General features: G+C 63.0%; 21 protein-coding genes. 6 read left to right on the top strand and 15 right to left on the bottom strand.

Annotated features, from left to right (window positions below; translation table 11 throughout):
* Nucleotides 1-43: 43 nt before the first annotated feature.
* From ACOZKU_RS01165 to tauA, 10 genes are all read right to left on the bottom strand, one after another.
* Nucleotides 44-442, bottom strand: coding sequence for a hypothetical protein (locus ACOZKU_RS01165; protein WP_421577299.1), 399 nt, complete (start codon nucleotides 440-442; stop codon nucleotides 44-46).
* Nucleotides 418-567 (bottom strand): helix-turn-helix domain-containing protein, encoded by a 150-nt coding sequence (locus ACOZKU_RS01160; RefSeq protein ID WP_421577322.1) that lies wholly within the window; start codon nucleotides 565-567, stop codon nucleotides 418-420. Before ACOZKU_RS01160 ends, ACOZKU_RS01165 begins: the two co-directional genes overlap by 25 nt.
* Before the next feature lie 57 nt (nucleotides 568-624).
* Nucleotides 625-1,620: a phosphate acetyltransferase gene (gene pta / locus ACOZKU_RS01155; RefSeq protein WP_421577298.1), complete on the bottom strand. Its 996-nt coding sequence runs from the start codon at nucleotides 1,618-1,620 to the stop codon at nucleotides 625-627.
* The gene (locus ACOZKU_RS01150; RefSeq protein WP_421577297.1) at nucleotides 1,620-2,654 is read right to left on the bottom strand and encodes a YeiH family protein; all 1,035 of its coding nucleotides are present in this window, start codon (nucleotides 2,652-2,654) and stop codon (nucleotides 1,620-1,622) included. Before ACOZKU_RS01150 ends, pta begins: the two co-directional genes overlap by 1 nt.
* A 69-nt stretch (nucleotides 2,655-2,723) precedes the next feature.
* Nucleotides 2,724-4,499 carry a sulfoacetaldehyde acetyltransferase gene (xsc, locus tag ACOZKU_RS01145; RefSeq protein WP_421577296.1) on the bottom strand — a complete coding sequence of 592 codons (1,776 nt, stop codon included), beginning with the start codon at nucleotides 4,497-4,499 and terminating at the stop codon, nucleotides 2,724-2,726.
* A gap of 37 nt (nucleotides 4,500-4,536) precedes the next feature.
* A complete protein-coding gene (locus tag ACOZKU_RS01140) occupies nucleotides 4,537-5,937 on the bottom strand; it encodes an NAD(P)/FAD-dependent oxidoreductase (protein WP_421577295.1) in 1,401 nt (466 codons plus the stop codon).
* 16 nt (nucleotides 5,938-5,953) lie between these two features.
* The gene (locus ACOZKU_RS01135) at nucleotides 5,954-6,334 is read right to left on the bottom strand and encodes a nuclear transport factor 2 family protein (RefSeq protein WP_421577321.1); all 381 of its coding nucleotides are present in this window, start codon (nucleotides 6,332-6,334) and stop codon (nucleotides 5,954-5,956) included.
* A 105-nt stretch (nucleotides 6,335-6,439) separates the two neighbouring features.
* Nucleotides 6,440-7,267 carry an ABC transporter permease subunit gene (locus tag ACOZKU_RS01130; RefSeq protein WP_421577294.1) on the bottom strand — a complete coding sequence of 276 codons (828 nt, stop codon included), beginning with the start codon at nucleotides 7,265-7,267 and terminating at the stop codon, nucleotides 6,440-6,442.
* Nucleotides 7,260-8,072 (bottom strand): taurine ABC transporter ATP-binding protein, encoded by an 813-nt coding sequence (locus ACOZKU_RS01125; RefSeq protein ID WP_421577293.1) that lies wholly within the window; start codon nucleotides 8,070-8,072, stop codon nucleotides 7,260-7,262. The genes ACOZKU_RS01130 and ACOZKU_RS01125 overlap by 8 nt, the downstream gene beginning before the upstream one ends.
* Before the next feature lie 155 nt (nucleotides 8,073-8,227).
* Nucleotides 8,228-9,199: a taurine ABC transporter substrate-binding protein gene (tauA, locus tag ACOZKU_RS01120; protein WP_314093233.1), complete on the bottom strand. Its 972-nt coding sequence runs from the start codon at nucleotides 9,197-9,199 to the stop codon at nucleotides 8,228-8,230.
* 174 nt (nucleotides 9,200-9,373) lie between these two features.
* Between tauA and ACOZKU_RS01115 the strand changes: the two genes are divergently transcribed.
* On the top strand, nucleotides 9,374-10,846 hold the full coding sequence (locus ACOZKU_RS01115; protein ID WP_421577292.1) for a PLP-dependent aminotransferase family protein: 1,473 nt from the start codon (nucleotides 9,374-9,376) through the stop codon (nucleotides 10,844-10,846).
* 259 nt (nucleotides 10,847-11,105) lie between these two features.
* Nucleotides 11,106-11,393, top strand: coding sequence for a hypothetical protein (locus tag ACOZKU_RS01110; protein WP_421577291.1), 288 nt, complete (start codon nucleotides 11,106-11,108; stop codon nucleotides 11,391-11,393).
* A gap of 105 nt (nucleotides 11,394-11,498) precedes the next feature.
* On the opposite strand, the gene ACOZKU_RS01105 is transcribed toward ACOZKU_RS01110, so the two are convergent.
* Nucleotides 11,499-12,758, bottom strand: a complete 1,260-nt coding sequence (locus ACOZKU_RS01105) for a DUF763 domain-containing protein (protein WP_421577290.1) — start codon at nucleotides 12,756-12,758, stop codon at nucleotides 11,499-11,501.
* A gap of 243 nt (nucleotides 12,759-13,001) precedes the next feature.
* On the opposite strand from ACOZKU_RS01105, the gene ACOZKU_RS01100 reads away from it, so the two are divergent.
* From ACOZKU_RS01100 to ACOZKU_RS01085, 4 genes are all read left to right on the top strand, one after another.
* A complete protein-coding gene (locus tag ACOZKU_RS01100; RefSeq protein ID WP_421577289.1) occupies nucleotides 13,002-13,289 on the top strand; it encodes a hypothetical protein in 288 nt (95 codons plus the stop codon).
* A 29-nt stretch (nucleotides 13,290-13,318) separates the two neighbouring features.
* Nucleotides 13,319-13,786, top strand: a complete 468-nt coding sequence (locus ACOZKU_RS01095; RefSeq protein WP_421577288.1) for a hypothetical protein — start codon at nucleotides 13,319-13,321, stop codon at nucleotides 13,784-13,786.
* Nucleotides 13,787-13,864: 78 nt separating this feature from the next.
* Entirely contained in the window at nucleotides 13,865-14,911 is a 1,047-nt protein-coding gene (locus ACOZKU_RS01090) for a YihY/virulence factor BrkB family protein (protein ID WP_421577287.1), read from the top strand.
* Between the two features lie 68 nt (nucleotides 14,912-14,979).
* Entirely contained in the window at nucleotides 14,980-15,507 is a 528-nt protein-coding gene (locus ACOZKU_RS01085; protein WP_421577286.1) for a DUF4142 domain-containing protein, read from the top strand.
* Between the two features lie 132 nt (nucleotides 15,508-15,639).
* On the opposite strand, the gene ACOZKU_RS01080 is transcribed toward ACOZKU_RS01085, so the two are convergent.
* The 4 genes from ACOZKU_RS01080 to ACOZKU_RS01065 form a co-directional block, all read right to left on the bottom strand.
* Nucleotides 15,640-16,917, bottom strand: a complete 1,278-nt coding sequence (locus ACOZKU_RS01080) for an Nramp family divalent metal transporter (protein WP_421577320.1) — start codon at nucleotides 16,915-16,917, stop codon at nucleotides 15,640-15,642.
* A 117-nt stretch (nucleotides 16,918-17,034) separates the two neighbouring features.
* A complete protein-coding gene (gene treZ / locus ACOZKU_RS01075; protein WP_421577285.1) occupies nucleotides 17,035-18,837 on the bottom strand; it encodes a malto-oligosyltrehalose trehalohydrolase in 1,803 nt (600 codons plus the stop codon).
* Nucleotides 18,834-19,613, bottom strand: coding sequence for an SDR family oxidoreductase (locus ACOZKU_RS01070; protein WP_421577319.1), 780 nt, complete (start codon nucleotides 19,611-19,613; stop codon nucleotides 18,834-18,836). Before ACOZKU_RS01070 ends, treZ begins: the two co-directional genes overlap by 4 nt.
* A complete protein-coding gene (locus ACOZKU_RS01065) occupies nucleotides 19,610-19,870 on the bottom strand; it encodes a hypothetical protein (RefSeq protein WP_314093040.1) in 261 nt (86 codons plus the stop codon). The genes ACOZKU_RS01070 and ACOZKU_RS01065 overlap by 4 nt, the downstream gene beginning before the upstream one ends.
* Nucleotides 19,871-19,972 lie beyond the last annotated feature (102 nt).

Genomic DNA, 19,972 nt, shown 5'->3' with positions numbered 1-19,972 from the left:
ACGTCAGTCAGCGGGCGCGATATTTTCGGATCGAAACGGGCTTTCAATCTCGCCAGGCGTTCGTACTTTCCGGGGCCATAGGCCAATTGGGCCACGACGGATCGTCGTCGCCCTGCTCGTTGACGTAGTTGCCGGCGATCGCCTTGCTGGCCAGATGCGCTGCAGCCTCCCGCACCCAGGCAAGGCACCGAGAGTCGTCGTAGGGATCGTCCCATACCAGCTCGGCGATCCAGTAATAGTCCGCTTTCCTGCCGGAATAGGCCGTTGCGGCATCGTCGACATCGCAAACCGCACCGCCGAGCCTGATGGCGTAGATTTCGCAATCGGGTGTCGGCGCCTTGGTGATCGCCTCGATTGCACGCGCGATGGCTTCATCGCGCCGCCGGCAGGGGATAATCCCATTTGCCGGCGACGGGTTCACCGCGCCGCGCTCGGGCTGCATCCGAAGCGTTTCCTGAAACTGCGATTGAAATACGAGATGTCTCCGAACCCGACCTCGAGCGCGATGTCACCGATGCGCTTGTCCTGATGGCGCGCATCGGTCAGCATCGCCTTGGCGTCCTGCAGGCGCAGTTCCAGAATGCGTTCCGAGAAGCTGCCCCCGTTGAGGCGAGCTACGGTGCGTTACCCTGCCGCCTGCACTACCGTCACCGCGATCATGTGGAAGACATCGTCGGCACTGCAGCCGCGAGAGAGATCGTTTGCGGGCTTGGCGAGACCCTGGAGGATGGGCCCGATGGCGGTGGCGCCGCCGATTCGTTGCGCGATCTTGTAGCCGATATTGGCGGCGTCCAGATTGGGGAAGACGAAGACATTCGCCGCCCCGTGCAGCACCGATTGCGGCGCCTTGGCGGTGCTGACGGCCTCGACGAAGGCGCTGTCGAACTGCAATTCGCCGTCGATGACGAGATCGGGGGCGCTGGCATGCGCAAGCCGCGTCGCCTCCACCACCTTCGAGACCCGCTCATGCGCCGCGCTGCCGGCGGTCGAGAAGGAGAGCATGGCCACCCTCGCCGGCGCGCCGGCCAGCGCCTCGTAGGAGCGTGCCGAGGCGATGGCGATATCGGCAAGGCCCGCCGCATCGGGATCGACGACGAGGCCGCAATCGGAAAAGACGAAGACGCCCTTCCTCACGTGATGCGGCGCGCACAGCATCATCAGGAAGAAGCTCGACACAAGGCCGACGCCGGGCGCGCGGCCGATGGTCTGGAGCGCGGCGCGCACCGTGTCGGCGGTCGTCGCCACCGCGCCGCCGACCGTGCCGTCCGCCTCCCCTTCCCGTACCATCATGGCGGCGAAGACGAGCGGCGAGCGCAGCGCCTCCGCGGCCGCTTCGGCATCAACGCCCTTGCCGGCCCGCAGAGCATGATAGGCGCTTGCAAGACGCGGGGTGAGCGAGGAAACAGCGGGGTCTTCGATAAGGACGAGACCGGGTGCGGCGTCCGCCTCCGCAAGGCGGGCTTCGATCGTGTCGCGGTTGCCGACGAGGACGATCTCGGCCAGACCGTCGTTTGCCGCCCGCACCGCCCCTTCGACGATGCGCGGATCTTCCCCTTCGGCCAGCACGATGCGGCGCGGCGCGGCTTTCGCGGCTTGCAGGATATGGTCGAGCGGTTTCATCAGGCGTGCCCCAAATAGTGGATTCCGACGAGGATGAAACCGGCGATGAACAGGGTCTCGGCGACGACGAGCGCGACGGCGTCGCCCCCGACATCGAGCACGCGGCGGAGCGACGTGCGCATGCCGACCGCGACGATTCCGGCGAGCAGCGCCCAGCGCGAGGCTTCCGAGCCGGCCTTCGCCACCATGTCCGGTATCAGGCCGAAGGAATTGAGCGCGGCGAGGATGAGGAAGGCGACGACGAAGCCGGGCAGCAGCGGCGGGCGCTTGCCCGTGTCGCCCTCGCCCTGCGGCACGTTGCGCAGCACGAGGGAATAGGTCAGCACGACCGGCGCCAGCATGGTGACGCGGATGAGCTTGACGAGTGTCGCCGTCTCTCCGGCCTCGGGCGAGACCGAGAAGCCCGCGCCGACGACCTGCGCCACGTCATGGATGGTGCCGCCGAAAAAGATGCCCGTCGCCCGCGCGTCGAGCCCCATATATTGGGCGAGGATCGGATAGGCGATCATGGCGAGCGTGGAGAGCACCGTGACCGAGAGCACGGTGAAGATAAGGTTGCGTTCGGAGAACTCGTTCTTCGGCAGCACGGCGGCGATCGCCATGGCGGCCGAGGCGCCGCAGATCGCGACGGAGCCGCTGGTGATGAGCGCCAACCGCCAGCCCCGCCCGAGCAGCTTGGCCGCCAAAAGGCCGAAGCCAATAGTGGCCGCGATGGCGCAGACCAGGAGCAGGATGGTGCCCGCACCGAGCCCGATCAGAAGATCGACGCTGATGCGCATGCCGAGCAGCGCCACGCCGATACGCAGCACCTTCTTGGAACAGAAATCGATACCGGCCACACACCGCCCCTCCTCGGAGAGGAAGTGGAAGGCGATGCCGAGCAGCAGCGCTATCAGCATGGCGGGCGCGCCATAGTGGTCGGAAAGGAACTGGGCGGCGACGGCCACCGCGGCGGTGACGGCGAAGCCCGGCCAGTAGGCGGAAAAACCCGACGGCATGGCTCGGAAGCGGTCTTGTACGGAGGCGAGGCTCATGGTGACGTTCCGTTCGCTTGGGCTTGAGACCTGTCCCGCCCGGCGAACCGGGCAGGACATTGCGATGCGTCAGGCGCGCTTCTGCGGGCGCATGTCGGCGCGGTCGATGCCGGCAACCGGCACAGGCTTCTTCATGGCGTCGCGGCGGAAGGGCTCGCCGAGCTCCTGGTTGAGGATGACCTCCACGAAGGTCGTGACACCATTCATCTGGTCCTCGATGGCCTTGGCCAGAGCCTCGGTCAGCGCCGCCGGCGTATCGACTGCAACCCCCTTCAGGCCACAGCCCTCCGCCACCTTGGCGTAGCTGAGATTGGGGTTCAGCTCGGTGCCGACGAAATTGTTGGAATACCACAGCGTCGTGTTGCGCTTTTCCGCCCCCCACTGATAGTTGCGGAAGATCACCATGGTGATCGCCGGCCATCCCTCGCGGCCGATCGCCCCCATCTCGTTCATCGAGATGCCGAAGGCGCCGTCACCGGCAAAGCCGACGACAGGTACATTCGGGCAGCCGATTTTGGCGCCGACGATCGAGGGGAAGCCGTAACCGCAGGGGCCGAACATGCCCGGTGCGAGATATTTGCGGCCCTTCTCGAACGTCGGATAGGCGTTGCCGATGGCGCAGTTGTTGCCGATGTCAGTGGAAACGATGGCTTCCTTCGGCAGCGCGGACTGGATCGCCCGCCAGGCCTGGCGCGGCGACATGCGGTCCGGCTCGCGGTTGCGGGCGCCCTCGTTCCATTCCGTACCCGGATCGTCGTCCTCGTGGTCCATCGAGGAGAGCTGCTGCTGCCAGGCCGAGCGGGTCTGGTGGATTACCGCCTTGCGCTCTTCGCGGCCGGCATCGCCCGCCGAAGGCGACAATTGCTCGAGGATCTGGTTCGCCACCTGCTTGGCATCGCCGCAAATGCCGACGCTGACCTTCTTGGTCAGGCCGATGCGGTCGGGATTGATATCGACCTGGATGATCGCGGCATTCTTCGGCCAATAGTCGATGCCGTAGCCCGGCAAGGTCGAAAACGGGTTGAGGCGGGTACCGAGCGCGAGAACCACGTCAGCCTTGGAGATCAGCTCCATCGCCGCCTTCGAGCCGTTATAGCCGAGCGGGCCGACGGACAGGCGATGGCTGCCGGGGAAGGCATCGTTGTGCTGGTAGCCGCAGCAGACCGGCGCATCGAGCCGCTCGGCCAGCGCCATGGATTCGCCGATGGCGCCGCCGATGACGACGCCTGCGCCGTTGAGGATGACCGGGAACTTCGCCTCGGAGAGCAGCTTAGCCGCCTCCGCAATGGCCTGCGGGCCGCCGGCCGGGCGCTCGAAGCGCACGATGGACGGCAAGTCGACGTCGATCACCTGGGTCCAGTAGTCGCGCGGGATGTTGATCTGCGCAGGCGCACAGCCGCGCCAGGCCTTCTCGATGACCCGGTTCAGCACTTCGGGAATGCGCGAGGGGTCACGCACCTCTTCCTGGTAGCAGACCATCTCCTCGAACATCGCCATTTGGTCGACTTCCTGGAAGCCGCCCTGGCCGATCGTCTTATTGGCCGCCTGGGGCGTGACCATCAGGAGCGGCGTGTGGTTCCAGTAGGCCGTCTTGATGGCGGTGATGAATCCGGTGACACCGGGACCGTTCTGGCCAATGGCAATCGCCATCGTGCCGGTCGCACGGCTGAAGCCGTCGGCCATGATGCCGGCATTGGTCTCGTGCGCGCAGTCCCAGAACTTGATGCCGGCCCTGGGGAAGAGGTCCGATACCGGCATCATGGCCGAGCCGATGATGCCGAAGGCATGTTCGAGCCCATGCATCTGGAGAACTTTGACGAAGGCTTCCTCGGTGGTCATTTTCATGGCGGGTTCCTTTCCTGGGGGAATTGATGTCAATGGGTTAGAGGATTTCGTCGCGCAGGTAGTACCAGCGGTACATGCCCCACTGGCCGAGCCGCCGGAACGGCGTCAGCAGGCCGTGGCTCGGCAGGGGGGAGGTGAAGATCGGCAGGTCGAGGCTGCCGCCCTTGCCGGCGACCATCTGGGCCATGCGGCGGCCCGCCTGGGCCGAATACATGACGCCGTTGCCGCCATAGCCCATGGCGTAGAACAGCGTCTGGGACGGGTCCGGCTGGAAGATGCGGGGCATCATGTCGTGGCTGACATCCACCCACCCCCACCAGGAATAATCGACCTTGATGCCGCGCAGGATCGGGAACTTGCGGTAGAGGCCTTCCAGCAGCAGGTCGAGATGCTTCGGATTGACGGCATCGCGCCCGGTGATGGCGCTGCGGCTGCCGATCTGCACGCGCCCGTCCGGCATCATGCGGTAGTAGTGGCGCAACGTACGCGTGTCGGTCAGCGGAATGCGCGTCTTGAAGTTCAGGGCGTCGCGTTCACTCTCGGTCAGCGGCCGCGTGACGATGGAATTCGACAGGATCGGCATCAGACGGTGCTTCGTCAGCGCATTCATGGTCGGCGCGGTGTAGCCGGCCGTGGCGATGCAGACCGCACGCGCCCGGACCGTGCCGCCCGGCGTGCGCAGGTAATGCATGCCGCCCTTCGCCGTGCAATCGAGCACGGGGCTAGCGGTGTGCACCTTCGCACCCAGACGTCGCGCAAGGCGCAGATAGCCGAAGGCGAGCTTGGCGGCGTGGATGCCCATGCCGTCGGGTTCGTACATCGCGCCGCGCGCTTCCGCGTCCCGCACGAAATCGCTCTCTACCTCGCCGCGTGAGACCATGCGGGCGCGGTAGCCGAAGGTGTCGTTGAGCACGCGCACCTCGTTTTCGAGCGCCGGTAGCACCTTGTCGCGATGGGCGATATAGAGATGGCCGCCGTCCTGTGGGTCGCAATCGATCTCCGGTTCGCGGATCAGCGAGCGGAACAGGTCGAAGCCCTCGGAAATCTCGGCATGCATCCTGCGCGCGACTTCGACGCCCCATCGGGCGATCCACTGCGAGCGCTTCAGGCGGCCGGCGGAAATCTGCGCCTGCCCGCCATTGCGGGTGCTGCAGCCCCAGGCGACGCCATTGGCCTCCAGCACGGTCGCCTTGATGCCGTGCTCGCGCGCCAGGTGGATGGCGCAGGAGAGACCCGTATAGCCCGAGCCGATGATGGCAACGTCAACGTCCATGTCTTGGGTGACGGGACCGTCGTCTTCCGGTTCCGGGCCGGCGGTGCCGATCCAGTAGGTCGGGGCATAGTCCTTGCCGGCGCCGGGGCTCGGCGCATGGTTGGGATCGTAGGCCGGATCGAAGGGCTGCCTTTCGACCTTCAGGGGCATGGCGTGCTGTTGCATGGCTTTGCTCCGGCCGTCAGTAGCGGGGCTGCAGGACCGGGCGGTTCTTGCGGAACGCCTGCTTGCGCACGATCTTGCCATTCTTGAAGGTGAAGAGGTCGCAGCCTTCCGCCTCGATGCGGCTGCCATCGGCCGCCGTGCCGCGGAAGGTCCACTCGGAAACGCCGCGATCGCCGTCGGCGAAATGGCTGTGATCGGCCCATTCGGCGTCAGGCATCGCCTGCCACACGCCGCTGAAGGCGTCGGCGATGGCCTGCCGGCCGGTGAAGCGGGCGCCGTAGACCTCGGGGCCGCCGACCGCATGGAAAACGCAGTCCTCGGAGATGAAATGCATGACCCCATCGATGTCGTGACGGTTGAAGGCGTCGAACAGGGATTTCAGGTCGGTTGCGGTCAAAGTCATCGTCATGTCCTCTGCTGTCGGAAGGCATGGCTCCGCCGGGGACGGCGGATACCGTCCTCACTGGCCGCCAGGCCGGATCGATTGGAGCGGGTGGAGGGGCTAGATGCGCCCCTTCCAGGGGATCAGCACCTTTTCGAGGTAGCGGATCAGAAGGTCGAAGGCGAAGGCGAAGATGCCGATGATGAGGATGCCCATGATCACGGTATCGCTTTCGAGGTTTTCGGCCGCATTCAGAACCATGAAGCCGAGGCCGCGGTTGGCCGCCACCATTTCGGCGGCCACCAGCGTCGTCCAGCCGACACCGATGCCGATGCGCATGCCGGTGAAGATTTCCGGCAGTGCAGCCTTCATGATCACCTGGCTGATGACCTGCCCGCGGGTGGCGCCCATGGCATAGGCGGCGTGGATCTGCTCCGTCGAGACCGAGCGCACCCCGGCCCGGGCGGCAATCGCCATCGGCGCGAAGATCGCCAGATAGATCAGGAATACCTTCGGGAATTCACCGATGCCGAGCCAGATGATGACGAGCGGCAGATAGGCGAGCGGCGGCAGCGGGCGGTAGAATTCGATAATCGGGTCGAACAGGCCGCGCACGAAGCGGTTGACGCCCATCAGGATACCGATCGGCACCGCGGTGATGAGAGCAAGCGCGAAGGCACCGAAGACGCGGGTGATACTCGCCAGCGTGTGCTGCAGGAGAGTCGAATTCGAAACCCCCTCGGTCAGCGCCAGCACAAACTTGTCCCAGACCGCCAGCGGCGAAGGTAGGAAGAGCGGCTTGACCCAGCCCGATTCCGTGACGAGGAACCAGAGCGCGATGAGCACGAAGGATGTCGTCAGGCTGATCAGGCCGCTGGCGCCGTCGCCGGGGGCACCGAAGATCTTGCCCGCCTTCGCGGGCTTGGCGCGGGTCACACGGTCAAGCATGGGCCACCTCCGGATTGCCGGACGCTCGCTCGTCGCCATAGATGATGCCCAGGACCTCCTCGCGCATGCGGATGAATTCCGGGCTGGACTTGATGGCGCGGGCATTGCCCTCCGCGAGGAACCGGCGATTGAAATCGAGTTCGTAGGTATGGGTGATGCGGCCGGGGCGCGGCGACATGACGATCAGCCGCGAACCGAGGAAAAGCGCTTCCTCCACGCTGTGCGTGATGAAGAAGAACATCTTGTTGGTGAGCTGCCAGACCTTCAGAAGCAGTTCCTGGATGGTTTCGCGCGTCAGCGCGTCGAGGGCGGCCATGGGCTCGTCCATCAGCAGCATGGCGGGATCGCAGGTCAGGGCGCGCGCGATGCCGACACGCTGCTGCATGCCGCCGGAAAGGTGATAGATCATGTGGTTATGGAAATCCTGCAGCCCGACCAGCGCCAGGTTCTTGGCCGCCAGTTCCCGGCGCTTCGTCTTGTCGACACCGCGCAGCTTCAGGCCGAATTCGGTGTTCTCCATGACGTTCAGCCATGGCAGGAGCGCATGCTTCTGGAACACCACGCCGCGTTCGGCGCCGGGGCCGTTGACGCGGTGGTTGCCGAGCGAGATATCACCGTCCGACGGCGCCATGAAGCCCGCCATCAGGTTGAGCAGCGTCGTCTTTCCGCAGCCCGATGCGCCGAGTGCGACGACGAAATCGCCGCTGTTGATGGTAAGATTGACCCCCTTGAGGGCAATCACCGCCTGGTCCGAGTAAAGCCCCGGATAGGTTAGACTGATGTTTCTGACGCTAAGCGTTTCCATGCGACATGCCTCCCTGCACCTCGGTCACGGGTCGTATAGATTCTGACGCAACTCCGAACGCGAAACGGCGCAAGCGGTTTCGCTGGACCTGCTCTATGCGATGAAGGTGGCACCGGCCGGCCAAAGGCGGCCGGTGCAAGTGCGGCAGATACGCGTTATTTCGCGGCCGCCTTGGCGAAATCGGCGTTCACATAGGGCGCGTAATCGTCGAGCGCCTTGCCGATCTGCTTCTGCTCGACGAGGAATTTCGCACTTTCATTGAGCGCGCGGGTCGCGCCGCCGCCAAGCCATGTATCGGATGCCTGTTCGTCGGCATTCGGGAAGGAGAGCAGGTTGAGGGCCTCCACCGTGCTCGGGCCGTCGCCGCCGATGAGCTTGACGATGCCCTGGACCGGCGCGGAATCCACCGTCCAGGATGCCTTGTTGGCATTGTAATCCGCATAGGACTGGGCCAGCACCTTGGTGAAGGCCTCCATGAGCTTCGGATTCTCCGCCGCCCAGGCCTTGTCGACCACCAGACCGTCGAAGGTCGGCACGCTCGCCGCGCCGATGACCTCGCTGTCGGAGATGGTCTTGCCGGTCTTCAGGATTTCCGACAGCGCCGGCGGCCAGACATAGGCGGCATCGATATCGCCGCGCTGCCAGGCGGCAACGATCTGCGGCGGCTTCAGGTTGAGGATTTCGACCTCCTTCGGATCGACCTTCCACACCTGGCTCATGCCGACCAGCAGATGGAAATGCGAGGTCGAGACGAAGGGCACCGCGACTTTCTTGCCCTTCATGTCTTCCGGCTTCTCGATTCCGGAGCCGTTGCGGGCGACCAGCGCCTCGGACTTGCCGATATTGTCGAGGATCCAGAAGAGCTGCAGGTCGACGCCGCGCGTTGCCGCGGCCGCCGTGCCGGTGGAACCGATCACGCCGATCGGCACGTCGCCCGAGGCCAGCGCCGTCGTGATGTCGCCGGCCGACGAGAACTGGCGCCAGTCGATGCTGTAACCCGCCTCCTTGGCGGCGGCGTCGAAACGGCCGTCGGCGATGGCCGCCACGAACGGGCCGACAATCTGCTGGTAGCCGACGACCAGCTGGGTCTCAGCGTAAGCCGTGCCTGACGCAAAAAGCCCTGCCATAAGCGTCGTCGTGGCCGCCAGGCCCTGAAAAGTCCTGAAAAGCATGCTGTCCTCCTTTGGTGATCCCCGCCGGCTGTGCCGGTCTCGTGGTTATAGAGATAAGCCCGTTATACGGCTTGCGTTATATCCAGTTTGGAAGTTGAATAAGTCCAGATGATCCGGAGGACGCCGATCATGCGGACATACGTTTCCGAGACGATCTTCTTCATCGAGCGCGAAAATGGGCTTGGCCTCCAGGCGCAGCTGCGCGAGACGGTCGTTTCGGCCGTGGTCGGCGGCCGGATCCAGCCCGGCGCGCAGCTTCCCTCCACCCGAAGGCTCGCCGACTACCTCCGCATCTCGCGCATCACCGTGACGCTCGCCTATCAGGAACTCGTCTCTCAGGGTTACCTCGAGGTGGTGGGCCGCAGTGCCTACCGCATCGCCAGCAATCCGCCGGGCCGTGGCGCGGAGAATATCGCGCTGCCGCTCGGTGCGCAGCCCGTCGACTGGGACAGCAAGGTGACGATGGATTTCGACGCGGTTCGCCAGGTGGAGAAGCCGCTCGACTGGCGGCGCTACCCCTATCCGTTCCTCTATGGCCAGATGGACCCGACCCTGTTCGATCTGAACGCGTGGCGCGACTGTGCCCGCCGCGCGCTCGCCCGTGAAGATTTCATCCTCATGGCCAGCGATTTTGCCGCAGCCGACGACGTGCGGCTCGTCAACTATATCTGTTCGCGCACCCTGCCGCGACGCGGCATCCACGCGACGCCCGATGAGATCCTCGTTACCGTGGGCGCGCAGAACGCGCTGTGGATCGTCACCCGGCTTATCCTGCAACACGGCTCCAGCGCGGTGTGCGAAAACCCCTGCCACCCCGATATCAGCGCTTCGCTGCTCATGAGCGGCGCCAGGGTGACGACCATCGACGTCGATGCGGAGGGCCTGCCGCCGGACAGCTTGCCGGAGGATGTCGATGCCGTCGTGGTGACGCCCAGCCACCATTCGCCGACCGGCGCCACCATGCCGATCGACCGCCGAGTCCGGCTCCTGCAGGCGGCGATCGAGCGGGATTTCGTCATCGTCGAAGACGACTACGAGTTCGAGATCAGCTTCCTCGCCCCGCCCTCCCCAGCGCTCAAGGCCTTCGACACGACAGGCCGCGTTCTTTATATCGGCAGTTTCTCCAAGTCGCTGTTCCCCGGCCTCCGGCTCGGCTACCTCGTCGCGCCCGCGCCGTTCATTCGCAAGGCGCGCGCCCTGCGCTCGCTGATGTTGCGCCATCCGCCCGGCCACCTGCAGCGAACGGCCGCCTATTTCCTCGCTCTCGGTCACTACGATGCGGTGCTGCACCGCATGCGCACGGAATATCATGCGCGTCACATTGCGATGGCCGAGGCGTTTCAACGCGAAGGTCTGAAGATTGCTGGCGCCTCCGCTTTCGGCGGAACGTCCTTTTGGATGGAGGGTCCGGAAGGGCTGGATGCGGACCGGCTGGTGCAAGTCCTTCGGCAGGATGGCGTGCTCGTCGAATCCGGCGCGCCCTTCTTTCCGAAAAGCAGTGATCCGTGCCGTTTCTTCCGTATGGGTTATTCCTCCATACCAAAGAGCTGCATCTCGGAGGGGATCGCTAAGGTTCGCGCGTCTATCGATATGCATTTCTGATGCTGCAAGGGCGAACCGAATATCTCAGGCGCCGAACGCTCCAGGACATCGTCCGGGTTCGACGGGCGCTTTCCGACAGGGTCGCGCCCTTCGTCATTTCGACTGCCATTTGCCAAGAAGATTGACTTCCAGCGACCGCGCTCCACTTCAGCACCGTCCTTCCGTTTCACGGAGACGAACCGGGGAGGTTTTTGCAGCCCCCGCTGCAGCGGGCCTTCCCGACAACAGACATGCGCATGCAGGAAACGAAATGCCTCTCATGAAGAAGAACGGCGCATCGGCGCCAAAGGAACTAGGGCTCTTCTGGCCAATGCTGACGGCCGAGGGCACGACAATCAACGTCTTCATTTATGCCAGCACCCTACAATTTTTCGATTCCGACCCGCTCGGGCCGGTCGGGCTCCTGAAACGGCACAGGCCGCTGCTCGAAAGCATCGCGAGTGAAAAATACGATCGTGAAGGCGCGACCGCAGACCTCCTCCATATCACCGAAGGTGACCTTCAGCCGATGCGAGCCAACGAGGCGATGGCAGCCGACCCGGAGTGACGATCGAACGGCGGCGTCATCCATCATCAAGCGTGGAGGCGACGTGAGTTATTCGGCACGCCCGGCCGCCGGCTCGTGGCAGGAATATATTGCGCGGGGGCAAGCCTAATCGTCTGAATTCGACTTCTTGAGATCACGTTCCCAGCCGAACACGCTGCGGCCGCCGACGGCGGCCGATTGGCGAAATTCCCCGGCGACGATCTCCTTCAGATCCGGCCCCGTCACATAGCGTTCGAGTTGACGGCTTTGTTCGTCCAGCCGCTTCAATGCCTGCAATTCCTCGTCCAAGCCCAACTTCGCCTTGCGGACTGCGGATTTCATCACGCCGATCGTCTCGTCATACACTTTCAACGGCACCGGGTAAGGGTGCCTGTCCTTACCACCATGGGCGAGCGAAAACCGGGCGGGATCGGAAAAGCGGCAGGGTGCCCCGTGCACGACCTCGGCCACCAAGGCCAGAGCCTGAACAGTGCGCGCCCCCACGCCAGGCGTGAGGAGCAGCCCCTCGAAATCGGCCGCTCCGCGCTCCGCTGCCGCAGCGAGATTGCCGTGCAGGCGCCGCATGTTGATGTCGCTTTCGCGTACGTCGTGATGTGCAGGCATAACGAGATGCGGCAAGGTGAGTTGCGCGCCGCTTTCTTTCACGCCGCATGCCGGCGCTTCGATCGAGGCCAGTTCGCGGATGATACGGTCCGGCCCCAACGATGCGAGAAGATCGAGTTGCGCCTCCCGCGAGGGTTTCGCGCGCCTGTCGGCAAGATTGACGATTTCCCCCTGATCCCTCCCCTCGATGGCGGCATGCGGTGAATCGAGAAAACCGTTCAGCCCCTCGGACAGCCAGTGATACCGCCGAGCCTGACGCCTGTCGCCGTTCATGCCCTGTTGTACGACAACCCATTTTCCATCGTCGGCAACCACAAATCCGTGCAGATAGAGGTCGAACCCATCCTGCACCGCGGCACTGTCTATCTTCGCGACCAATCGGCTCGTCGTAGAAAGTCCCACGCCGTCGAGGCCGACGCGATCGGCGATGTTCATCAATTCGCCCGGCGTCTTGCGTGACTGGGCGCCGCGCCCGCCACAGACATGAAGGCCCAGCTCACCGGAGAGCGGAACCAGGCCGCGCTTCAAGGCGCCGAGAACACTGGTCGTGATGCCCGAGGAATGCCAATCCATTCCCATGACGGCGCCGAAGGACTGGAACCAGAAAGGATTGGCCAGCCGGCGCAGATACTCATCGCGTCCATAGTGATGAACGATCGCCTCGGTGATCACCGCGCCGAGCCGCGTCATACGATCTCCGAGCCATCTCGGAACTTTTCCGCCATGCAGGGGAAGATCGGCGCTTCCTGCGCGTTTCGCCAATGTCGTAACCTCTGAATACCCGACGACAGATAGATAGCGCAGGACCGTCTGACAACATCGCCGACCGCTCTATCGACACCTCATCCGGATGACATTCGCTGAAGGGCACCTCCTCGGCCAAGCGAAAGGAGCAGTGCAATACCCGTTCGCGCCGGCCGAGGTTGCCTGCAAAATTCGCCCGACGGGGAACTTCCGATCCCAGACTTGGTTTCCGTTGCGATCATTAGACATGGAGATCAGGCAATGACCATCAACCCTATCGGTGAGCCCATCCCTCGCGGCGTGATAGCCGACCCCGCGCTTGACACCGCATCCGATGCGCAGGAAGCCGTCTCCCAAAGCGGACTTTACGCCTGGAGCGAACTTGCCGATATCGGCTTGAGCCTTGCCTTCCTTCCCGCCCTCGCATGGGCCAATTTCGTGACAACCACCACCGCCGCCTGGCAGTCATGGGCGCTCCCCGATTTGCAAAGCGGCGCGCCGCCGGTTTCAAAACTCTCGCCTGTCGAGAGCAGACCGCTCTCAAGCTGATCTAACCACGCGAATTTATGGAGGCACGCATGGACAATGACCCCGTTTCACCCGCTGTCATATCGTTGCTGAACGAGCAGGCGGAACAGACGGCAAAACGCAAGACCCGGCTCGACAAGGGACTGGAGGATACCTTTCCAGCATCGGACCCGGTTTCCGTGACGCACACCGCGACTGCGACCGGTTCGATAGCGGCAGAGGCCGAGCCTCACGAAAGTGAACCTCTCGGGCTCCACCCATCGAATGATCCCTCGGCGTCGACAGATGATCATGCCGCCGAGCTTTACGCGATACGACGCGATCTCGAGAACCTTCGCGACCGTTTACGCGCCACCATCTCCGGCTCCAGCGACACCGCGCGCGCCACAGCCGGCGTGATCGAACGCCGCGTTGAGCAGATCATCAGCGAGCGACCTCTGGTGGCCGTCGGCCTCGCGACCGCATTGTCCTTCATTCTCGGCGCCGGGTATGGTGCTAGAAGGAGAGACTATCGATGACGGTACGCCCCGGTCGTCCGTAAAATGTCGAGAGGTCATCGCGCCGGCTCGAAACGGCTGGCATCGACAATCGCATTGATGGCAATTGCCGGCGCAGCGCTCTGGGTGGCTGCGCCGCCACGACGAGCGTCCGGGCTGGTTCCCGACGAGCATGACATCGATGCGCATGGCCGCGAAGCCGAGGTGCCGGAGTCAATCCCGGCCCAAGGTCTTCGCGATGTCTTCTGGCGGGTGTTCCATGAGGTTTCGACCGACCGGGTGATGCTTATCTCTGCCGGTGTAACCTTCTATCTGCTGCTGGCCATCTTTCCCGCTTTGGCGGCTTTGGTGTCGCTCTATGGCCTTGTCGCCGATCCATCGACCATGGCAGATCACCTCAACGCCTTGGCGTCGCTTCTTCCGCCCGGTTCTTTCAAGATCGTCGCCGATCAGATCGCCAGTCTTGCCGCCAGCCGGGACCGGACGCTCGGATTGACCTTCTTCGCTGGCCTCGTCATTGCACTTTGGAGTACGCGAAACGGCGTTCTCGCGATCTTCGACGCGATGAACGTGGCCTATGACGAGGATGAAAAGCGCGGTTTCTTCAAGCGGAATCTGATCGGGCTGGCGTTCACGATCGGCGCAATCATGGGGCTTACCGCTTTGATCGGCGCTGTCGCTCTCCTTCCAGCCATCCTGGCCTATATCTGGCTAGACGGGTCCGACGAGCGGCTTTTGCTGATCTTACGCTGGCCAGTCCTGCTGGTGCTCGCTTTTGCCGCCGTGACCTGCATCTACCGTTATGGACCGAGCCGCTCGCCGGCGCGTCTGAGGTGGCTGACATGGGGCGCAGCGCTGACGGTGATCGCGTGGATCGTTATGTCCGTCGGCTTCTCCTTCTATCTCGGCAATTTCGCCGACTATGACGCTGCTTATGGCGCGTTTGGTGCCCTGATGGGCCTTCTCATCTGGATTTGGCTTTCGGTCGGTATTCTCATCGTGGGAGCCGAACTGAATGCGGAACTCGAACATCAGACCGCACGGGATACCACGACAGGCCCGCCGCTTCCGATGGGTGCGCGTGGCGCCTTCGTCGCCGACACGCTGGGAGCAACGGCAGACGCGATAAAGAGCGACAAGGATTAGCCTTCTTCTGTAAAGGCGCACGGAACAAGCGGCAGGCTGCGAGGTTCAAACAACAAAGGAGACCTGCCATGAAAACTCTATCCGCCACTTTTGCCGTGTTCCTGATTTCGTCCGCCGCCTTTGCCCAATCGACGGCCGAAACCACAGGCATCAACTCCGCCTTGAACATTCCTCCCAAAACAGAGGACTTCGTGAAGGAGGTCTCGATGAGTGATATCTTCGAGATCGAATCGAGCAAGCTTGCGGTGCAGAAAGGTAGCGCCGCGACAAAAGCATTCGCCCAGCAGATGATCGACGCTCATCAGAAGACATCGAGCGAACTGAAGGGCCTGATCGACGGCGGCAAGGTAAAGGCGCCTGCGGCCATGGGCATGTCTGACGCGCAGAAGAAGTCGTTCGACGAGCTCAAGAACCTCTCGGGCAAGGAGTTTGACGATGCCTACCAGAGCGATCAGGAAGATGCCCATGAGGACGCCGTCGATGTCTTCAAGCGCTACGCTTCTGAAGGCGACAATGCCGACCTGAAGGCATGGGCCGCAAAGACGCTTCCGGCTCTCGAACACCACCTGAAAATGGCCGAGGATCTCGACGGCTAGCCCGCTTTATTGCGCTTTTGGTCACGGAAGAAAATTCCAGTGGATCAGCACACATCCCCACATTAGGACAGAGCTAACCACGACCCGCTCGCTCAATTTCCAGAGCGGGTCGAACGCTCCGGTATTAAGACATCACCGATAGATCACCATTGCCGCCGCCGCGGCTGCCATCACAGCGGTTGCCGACCAGCCGGTCCAAACGAGCATCGGGCGGGCCGTAAACTGCTTCATCCGTTCGTGACGGCTGACGACCATCATCATGCCGACCATGATCGGGACGGCGACGAAGCCGTTGATAACGGCACTCCAGAAAAGAGCGCGGATGGGATCGACAGGAAGGAACTCGATCGAAAGACCGAGCACGGTGGCGATCGCGATGACGCTATAGAAGCCTGCTGCCTCCCTCGGCCGGCTTTCCAGGCTGCAAGCCCACCCGAAACATTCCGACGCTGCATAGGCGGCCGAGCCCGCGAGCACGGGAATGGAAAGCATGCCGGTTCCGATGATCCCGATGCTGAACAGAGCGAAGGCGAAGTTTCCCGCGACGGGTTTCAAGGCTTCGGCGACATCGGCTGCGGTCCCGATATGCGTCTTTCCGCTCGCATGCAGCGTAGCGGCGGTACTCATGATGATGGCGATGGCGACGAGGTTGGAGATCGCCATGCCGATGAAGGTATCGATGCGGATGCGCTTCAGTTCGCGCTTTGCCTGGCGCGGCGCCTGCCGCAATGGTTGCGCCTCGTCCTTACCCTCGATTTCCTCCACTTCCTGGCTGGTCTGCCAGAAAAACAGGTAGGGGCTGATCGTCGTGCCGAGGATTGCGACGATCACCGTGAAGGTCTCGCCGTTGAACTCTAGCGAAGGCATGACGAAGCCCTTGGCTGCCTCCAGCCAATCGATCTCGACGACGAAGAGCACGGCGACATAGGACAGCAGGACCATGGTCAGCCACTTCAAATAGGCGGCATAACGATGGTAAGGCACGAACATCTGCAGGCCTAGCGACACGATCGCGAAGGCGATGGTCGTCGGCATGCTCGGTAGCCCTGTCGCTAGTTCGGCCGATGCACCCATGGCGGATAGGTTGGCGCCGATATTGATCGTATTGGCGACGAGCAGCAGACCGACCAGAAGCAACACCATTGACCGTGGCCAGATCGTGCGCAAGTTGGCGGCCAGTCCGCAGCCCGTCACCCGGCCGATCCGCCCGCTGATCATCTGGATGGCTGACATCAGCGGGTAGGTCAGCAGCATCAGCCAGAGCATATTGAAACCGAACTGCGTGCCGGCCTGCGAATAGGTGGCGATCCCGGAAGGGTCGTCATCCGCGGCGCCCGTGATCAGGCCAGGCCCGAGCTGCTTCAGGATAGGTTCGGATACGCCGTCGCGTGGCGGATCTCCTCGATCCATGAGGTCACCCGGCAATTTAGATGCTGTATCCGTCATCGATCGCGCGCTCCTGCATGGCGCAGTCCTCAGCGGAGCGCCGGCACACGAACCAGGTTGGCGCAACAAAGTTCCTTATCGTCATGAACCAGCCTCGCCCGTGAAATTCGCCGAATGCCGAAAGAAGAGGTGGGTAGACCAGGCGCGTACCTCCTTATTCGCTCCAACCGGGCAGCGCGCGTACACGAGATCGCCGAGGTTTGCACCAAGGGTGCGAGGCTCATCGGACGCATTTGCTCGCAGTTGAAGCAGCCCGCCATTCAGCCGCCAGTCGATGAAGAGTTCCGTGTCCGTTTGCGATATGACGGTCCCGGCGCAGCCGCGAGCATCTGCGAGCAGCGGAACGATATACCGACGGCGGATTTCGATGAGACGGGTCATGAATGCGCGCCAGTCCAGCCGCTCCGGCGCGTCCAAGTTCGACCAGTCGAGCTTCGAGCTTGTGAAGGTCACCCAATCGTTCGGATCAACGATATCCTCCGGCCCTGCCCCAGCGGGATAGCCGCCAAAATTCTCCGCTTCCTTGAACCGGTTCCGGTGGATGTCAGTAGCCAGATCTCCGTTATAGTCGGCAAAGAAGCGAAACGGACGGTCGCTGAGATGGTCATCGCCCATGAAGACCAGCGGTATCTGCGGCGACAGAAAGAGTATTTCGGTCAGGAGACAATGGACCTTCGGATCGATTGACGCATGTAGCCGGTCACCCAGCGCCCGATTGCCGACCTGATCGTGATTTTGAAGAAAGTGCACGAAGGCCGTCGGCGGCAGGGATGCAGAGTGCGGCAGGACAGGACCGGCCGTGACCTTGCCTTGGTCCAGATACCCCTCCGCCAGCGTGTGCTTCACCTGTCGCCAGGGCCGCTCCTTGTAACGAGCGTAATGGCCCTCGGCCTCCCCGGTCACGGCAACGTGCATGGCGTGGTGGAATTCGTCGTTCCAGTCCGCCGCAAACAGGCGATGACCATTTTCGTTTGCCGCCAGCAAATCGCCGCCATTGCTGGGATTTTCCACAACGAGATGCACCTGACGATCTGTGAACACCGCATGCACGGTATCGGAGATTTCCCGCAGAATGTGGGGCGTTCCGGCATCGGCGATCTGATCGACCGCATCGAGCCGAAGACCATCGAACCGATACGCCTGCAGCCAATGAAGAACGTTTCCGATGAAGTACGACCGTACCGCCGGTTCCTCGAACGCAATGCGAGATCCCCACGGCGTGGGATCCTCATTATGGAAGAACCCGGGCGCATACTGCGGCAGAAAGTTACCTTCCGGGCCGAAATGATTATAGACGACGTCGAGGAACACCATCAGCCCTAGCTTATGAGCAGCGTCAACGAAGCGCCGCAGATCGTCCGGCGTGCCATAGGCGTTGTGCGGCGCAAACTGGAAGACACCGTCATAACCCCAGCCCCAGCGGCCGGGAAACTGGGCGATCGGCATGAGTTCGATTGCGGTGAAACCGATCTCGGCAAGTCGCGGCAAGTGCTCGACGGCTGCATTGTAGGTTCCCTCCCGCGTGAACGTGCCGACATGCAGCTCATAGAACACGGCCTCCTGCCACGGACGTCCGCGCCAGTCAGTCTGTCGCCATTCAAAACGATCCGGCTCGCACAGTAAAGACGGGCCATTCACACCCAGCGGCTGAAAGCGGGAGGCGGGATCGGGCACGCGCCTCCCATCGGAAAGCACGAAGGCGTAGAGCGCTCCTACGGGTTGACTGTCGAGACGGACCGCGAACCAACCTTCGTCCTGCCGCTCCATCGAAACACGGCAGCCATCAATCTCCAGCGCCGATGTGGATTCGGCCGGCGCCCAAAGCCGGAACACCGTCGAGCCGTCCTTGCAAAAATGCGGCCCCCAGCCCTGTCCGGCCATCATCGCAGCAACCCCTGACCGCCATCGACGAACACGGGGGATCCGGTCATATGCGATGCCTCGGCGCTGAGCAGAAATCGGATGACCCTGGCGACATCGATTGCCTGGCCAGGCCTGCCATCGGTCAAGGGAATGCTGCCCTGTGGCCAGATGACCGGTACTTCCGTTTCCGCGCGGTTGCGGATTTCCGAGCCGGCGACGATGTTTGTGTCGACGGCTCCCGGGCAGACGACATTTGCCCGGATGCGGTGTTTTCCAAGCTCCAGGGCGAGTTGCTGCGCCATGGCCACCTGCGCTGCCTTCGTCGCGCTATAGGCAGTCGCGCCGGGATTGGTGAAGGTGCGCACCCCGTTGATCGACGACACGATGACAATCGCCCCGCCTCCGGCACTCTTCAGGAGCGGAACGGCCTTGTGAAGCGTGAGGAAGGTACCGCGAAGATTGATGCGGATCGTCTCGTCCCACTCGCAAGGGCTTAGATCCTCGATCGGTGCCCACACGCCGTTGATACCGGCATTCGCCACCACCGCATCCAAGCGGCCGAAATGGTCCTCCGTTTTCTGGATCATCTCGCCGACGTCGGCTTCGTCGGAAACGTCACCGGCAATGGTGATTGCCTCGGCCTCGGTCACGAGAGCCTCCCGCGTTTCGGAGAGGCCGTTTTTGTCGCGGTCGAAGAGCACGAGACGATGGCCCGTTGCCGCAAGGAGCTCCGCCGTGGCCCGACCTATTCCGGATCCGGCCCCGGTGATTATCGTAACGGGAGAGCCCATGATCAGCTCCGTGCTTCGGAGCGGGAGCCGGTATTCTCGACAGCTTCCTCATTTTCGGTGTCGTCGCCCACATCGCCCTGCTGCGCGGGTTCGGCATCGAAAGCGGTGAGCTGCACCATGATTTCCTTGGCGCGCGTGATCGCGGCGACTTCAGGAATGTCATGCGCCACCATGCAGACCGAAACCCTCTCCCCGCCCTCTCCGACGAATTCAACCGTCGTCGTGTCTTCGCCGCTGTGAACATTCGTTTCGATGAGTTGCATAATGACCTCCTGTCAGGATGGTCAAAACCGGAGAGGGGAAACGAAGTTCCTGTACGTTTGCGGACAGAGCCACCACCCGCGGGCAACGTGTCAGGCGTCCGT

Source organism: Shinella sp. M31 (assembly GCF_049199205.1).
Classification (GTDB): Bacteria; Pseudomonadota; Alphaproteobacteria; order Rhizobiales; family Rhizobiaceae; genus Shinella.
The sequence above is the reverse complement of the archived record's forward strand: the minus strand, read 5'-3'. Positions and strand labels throughout refer to the sequence as shown.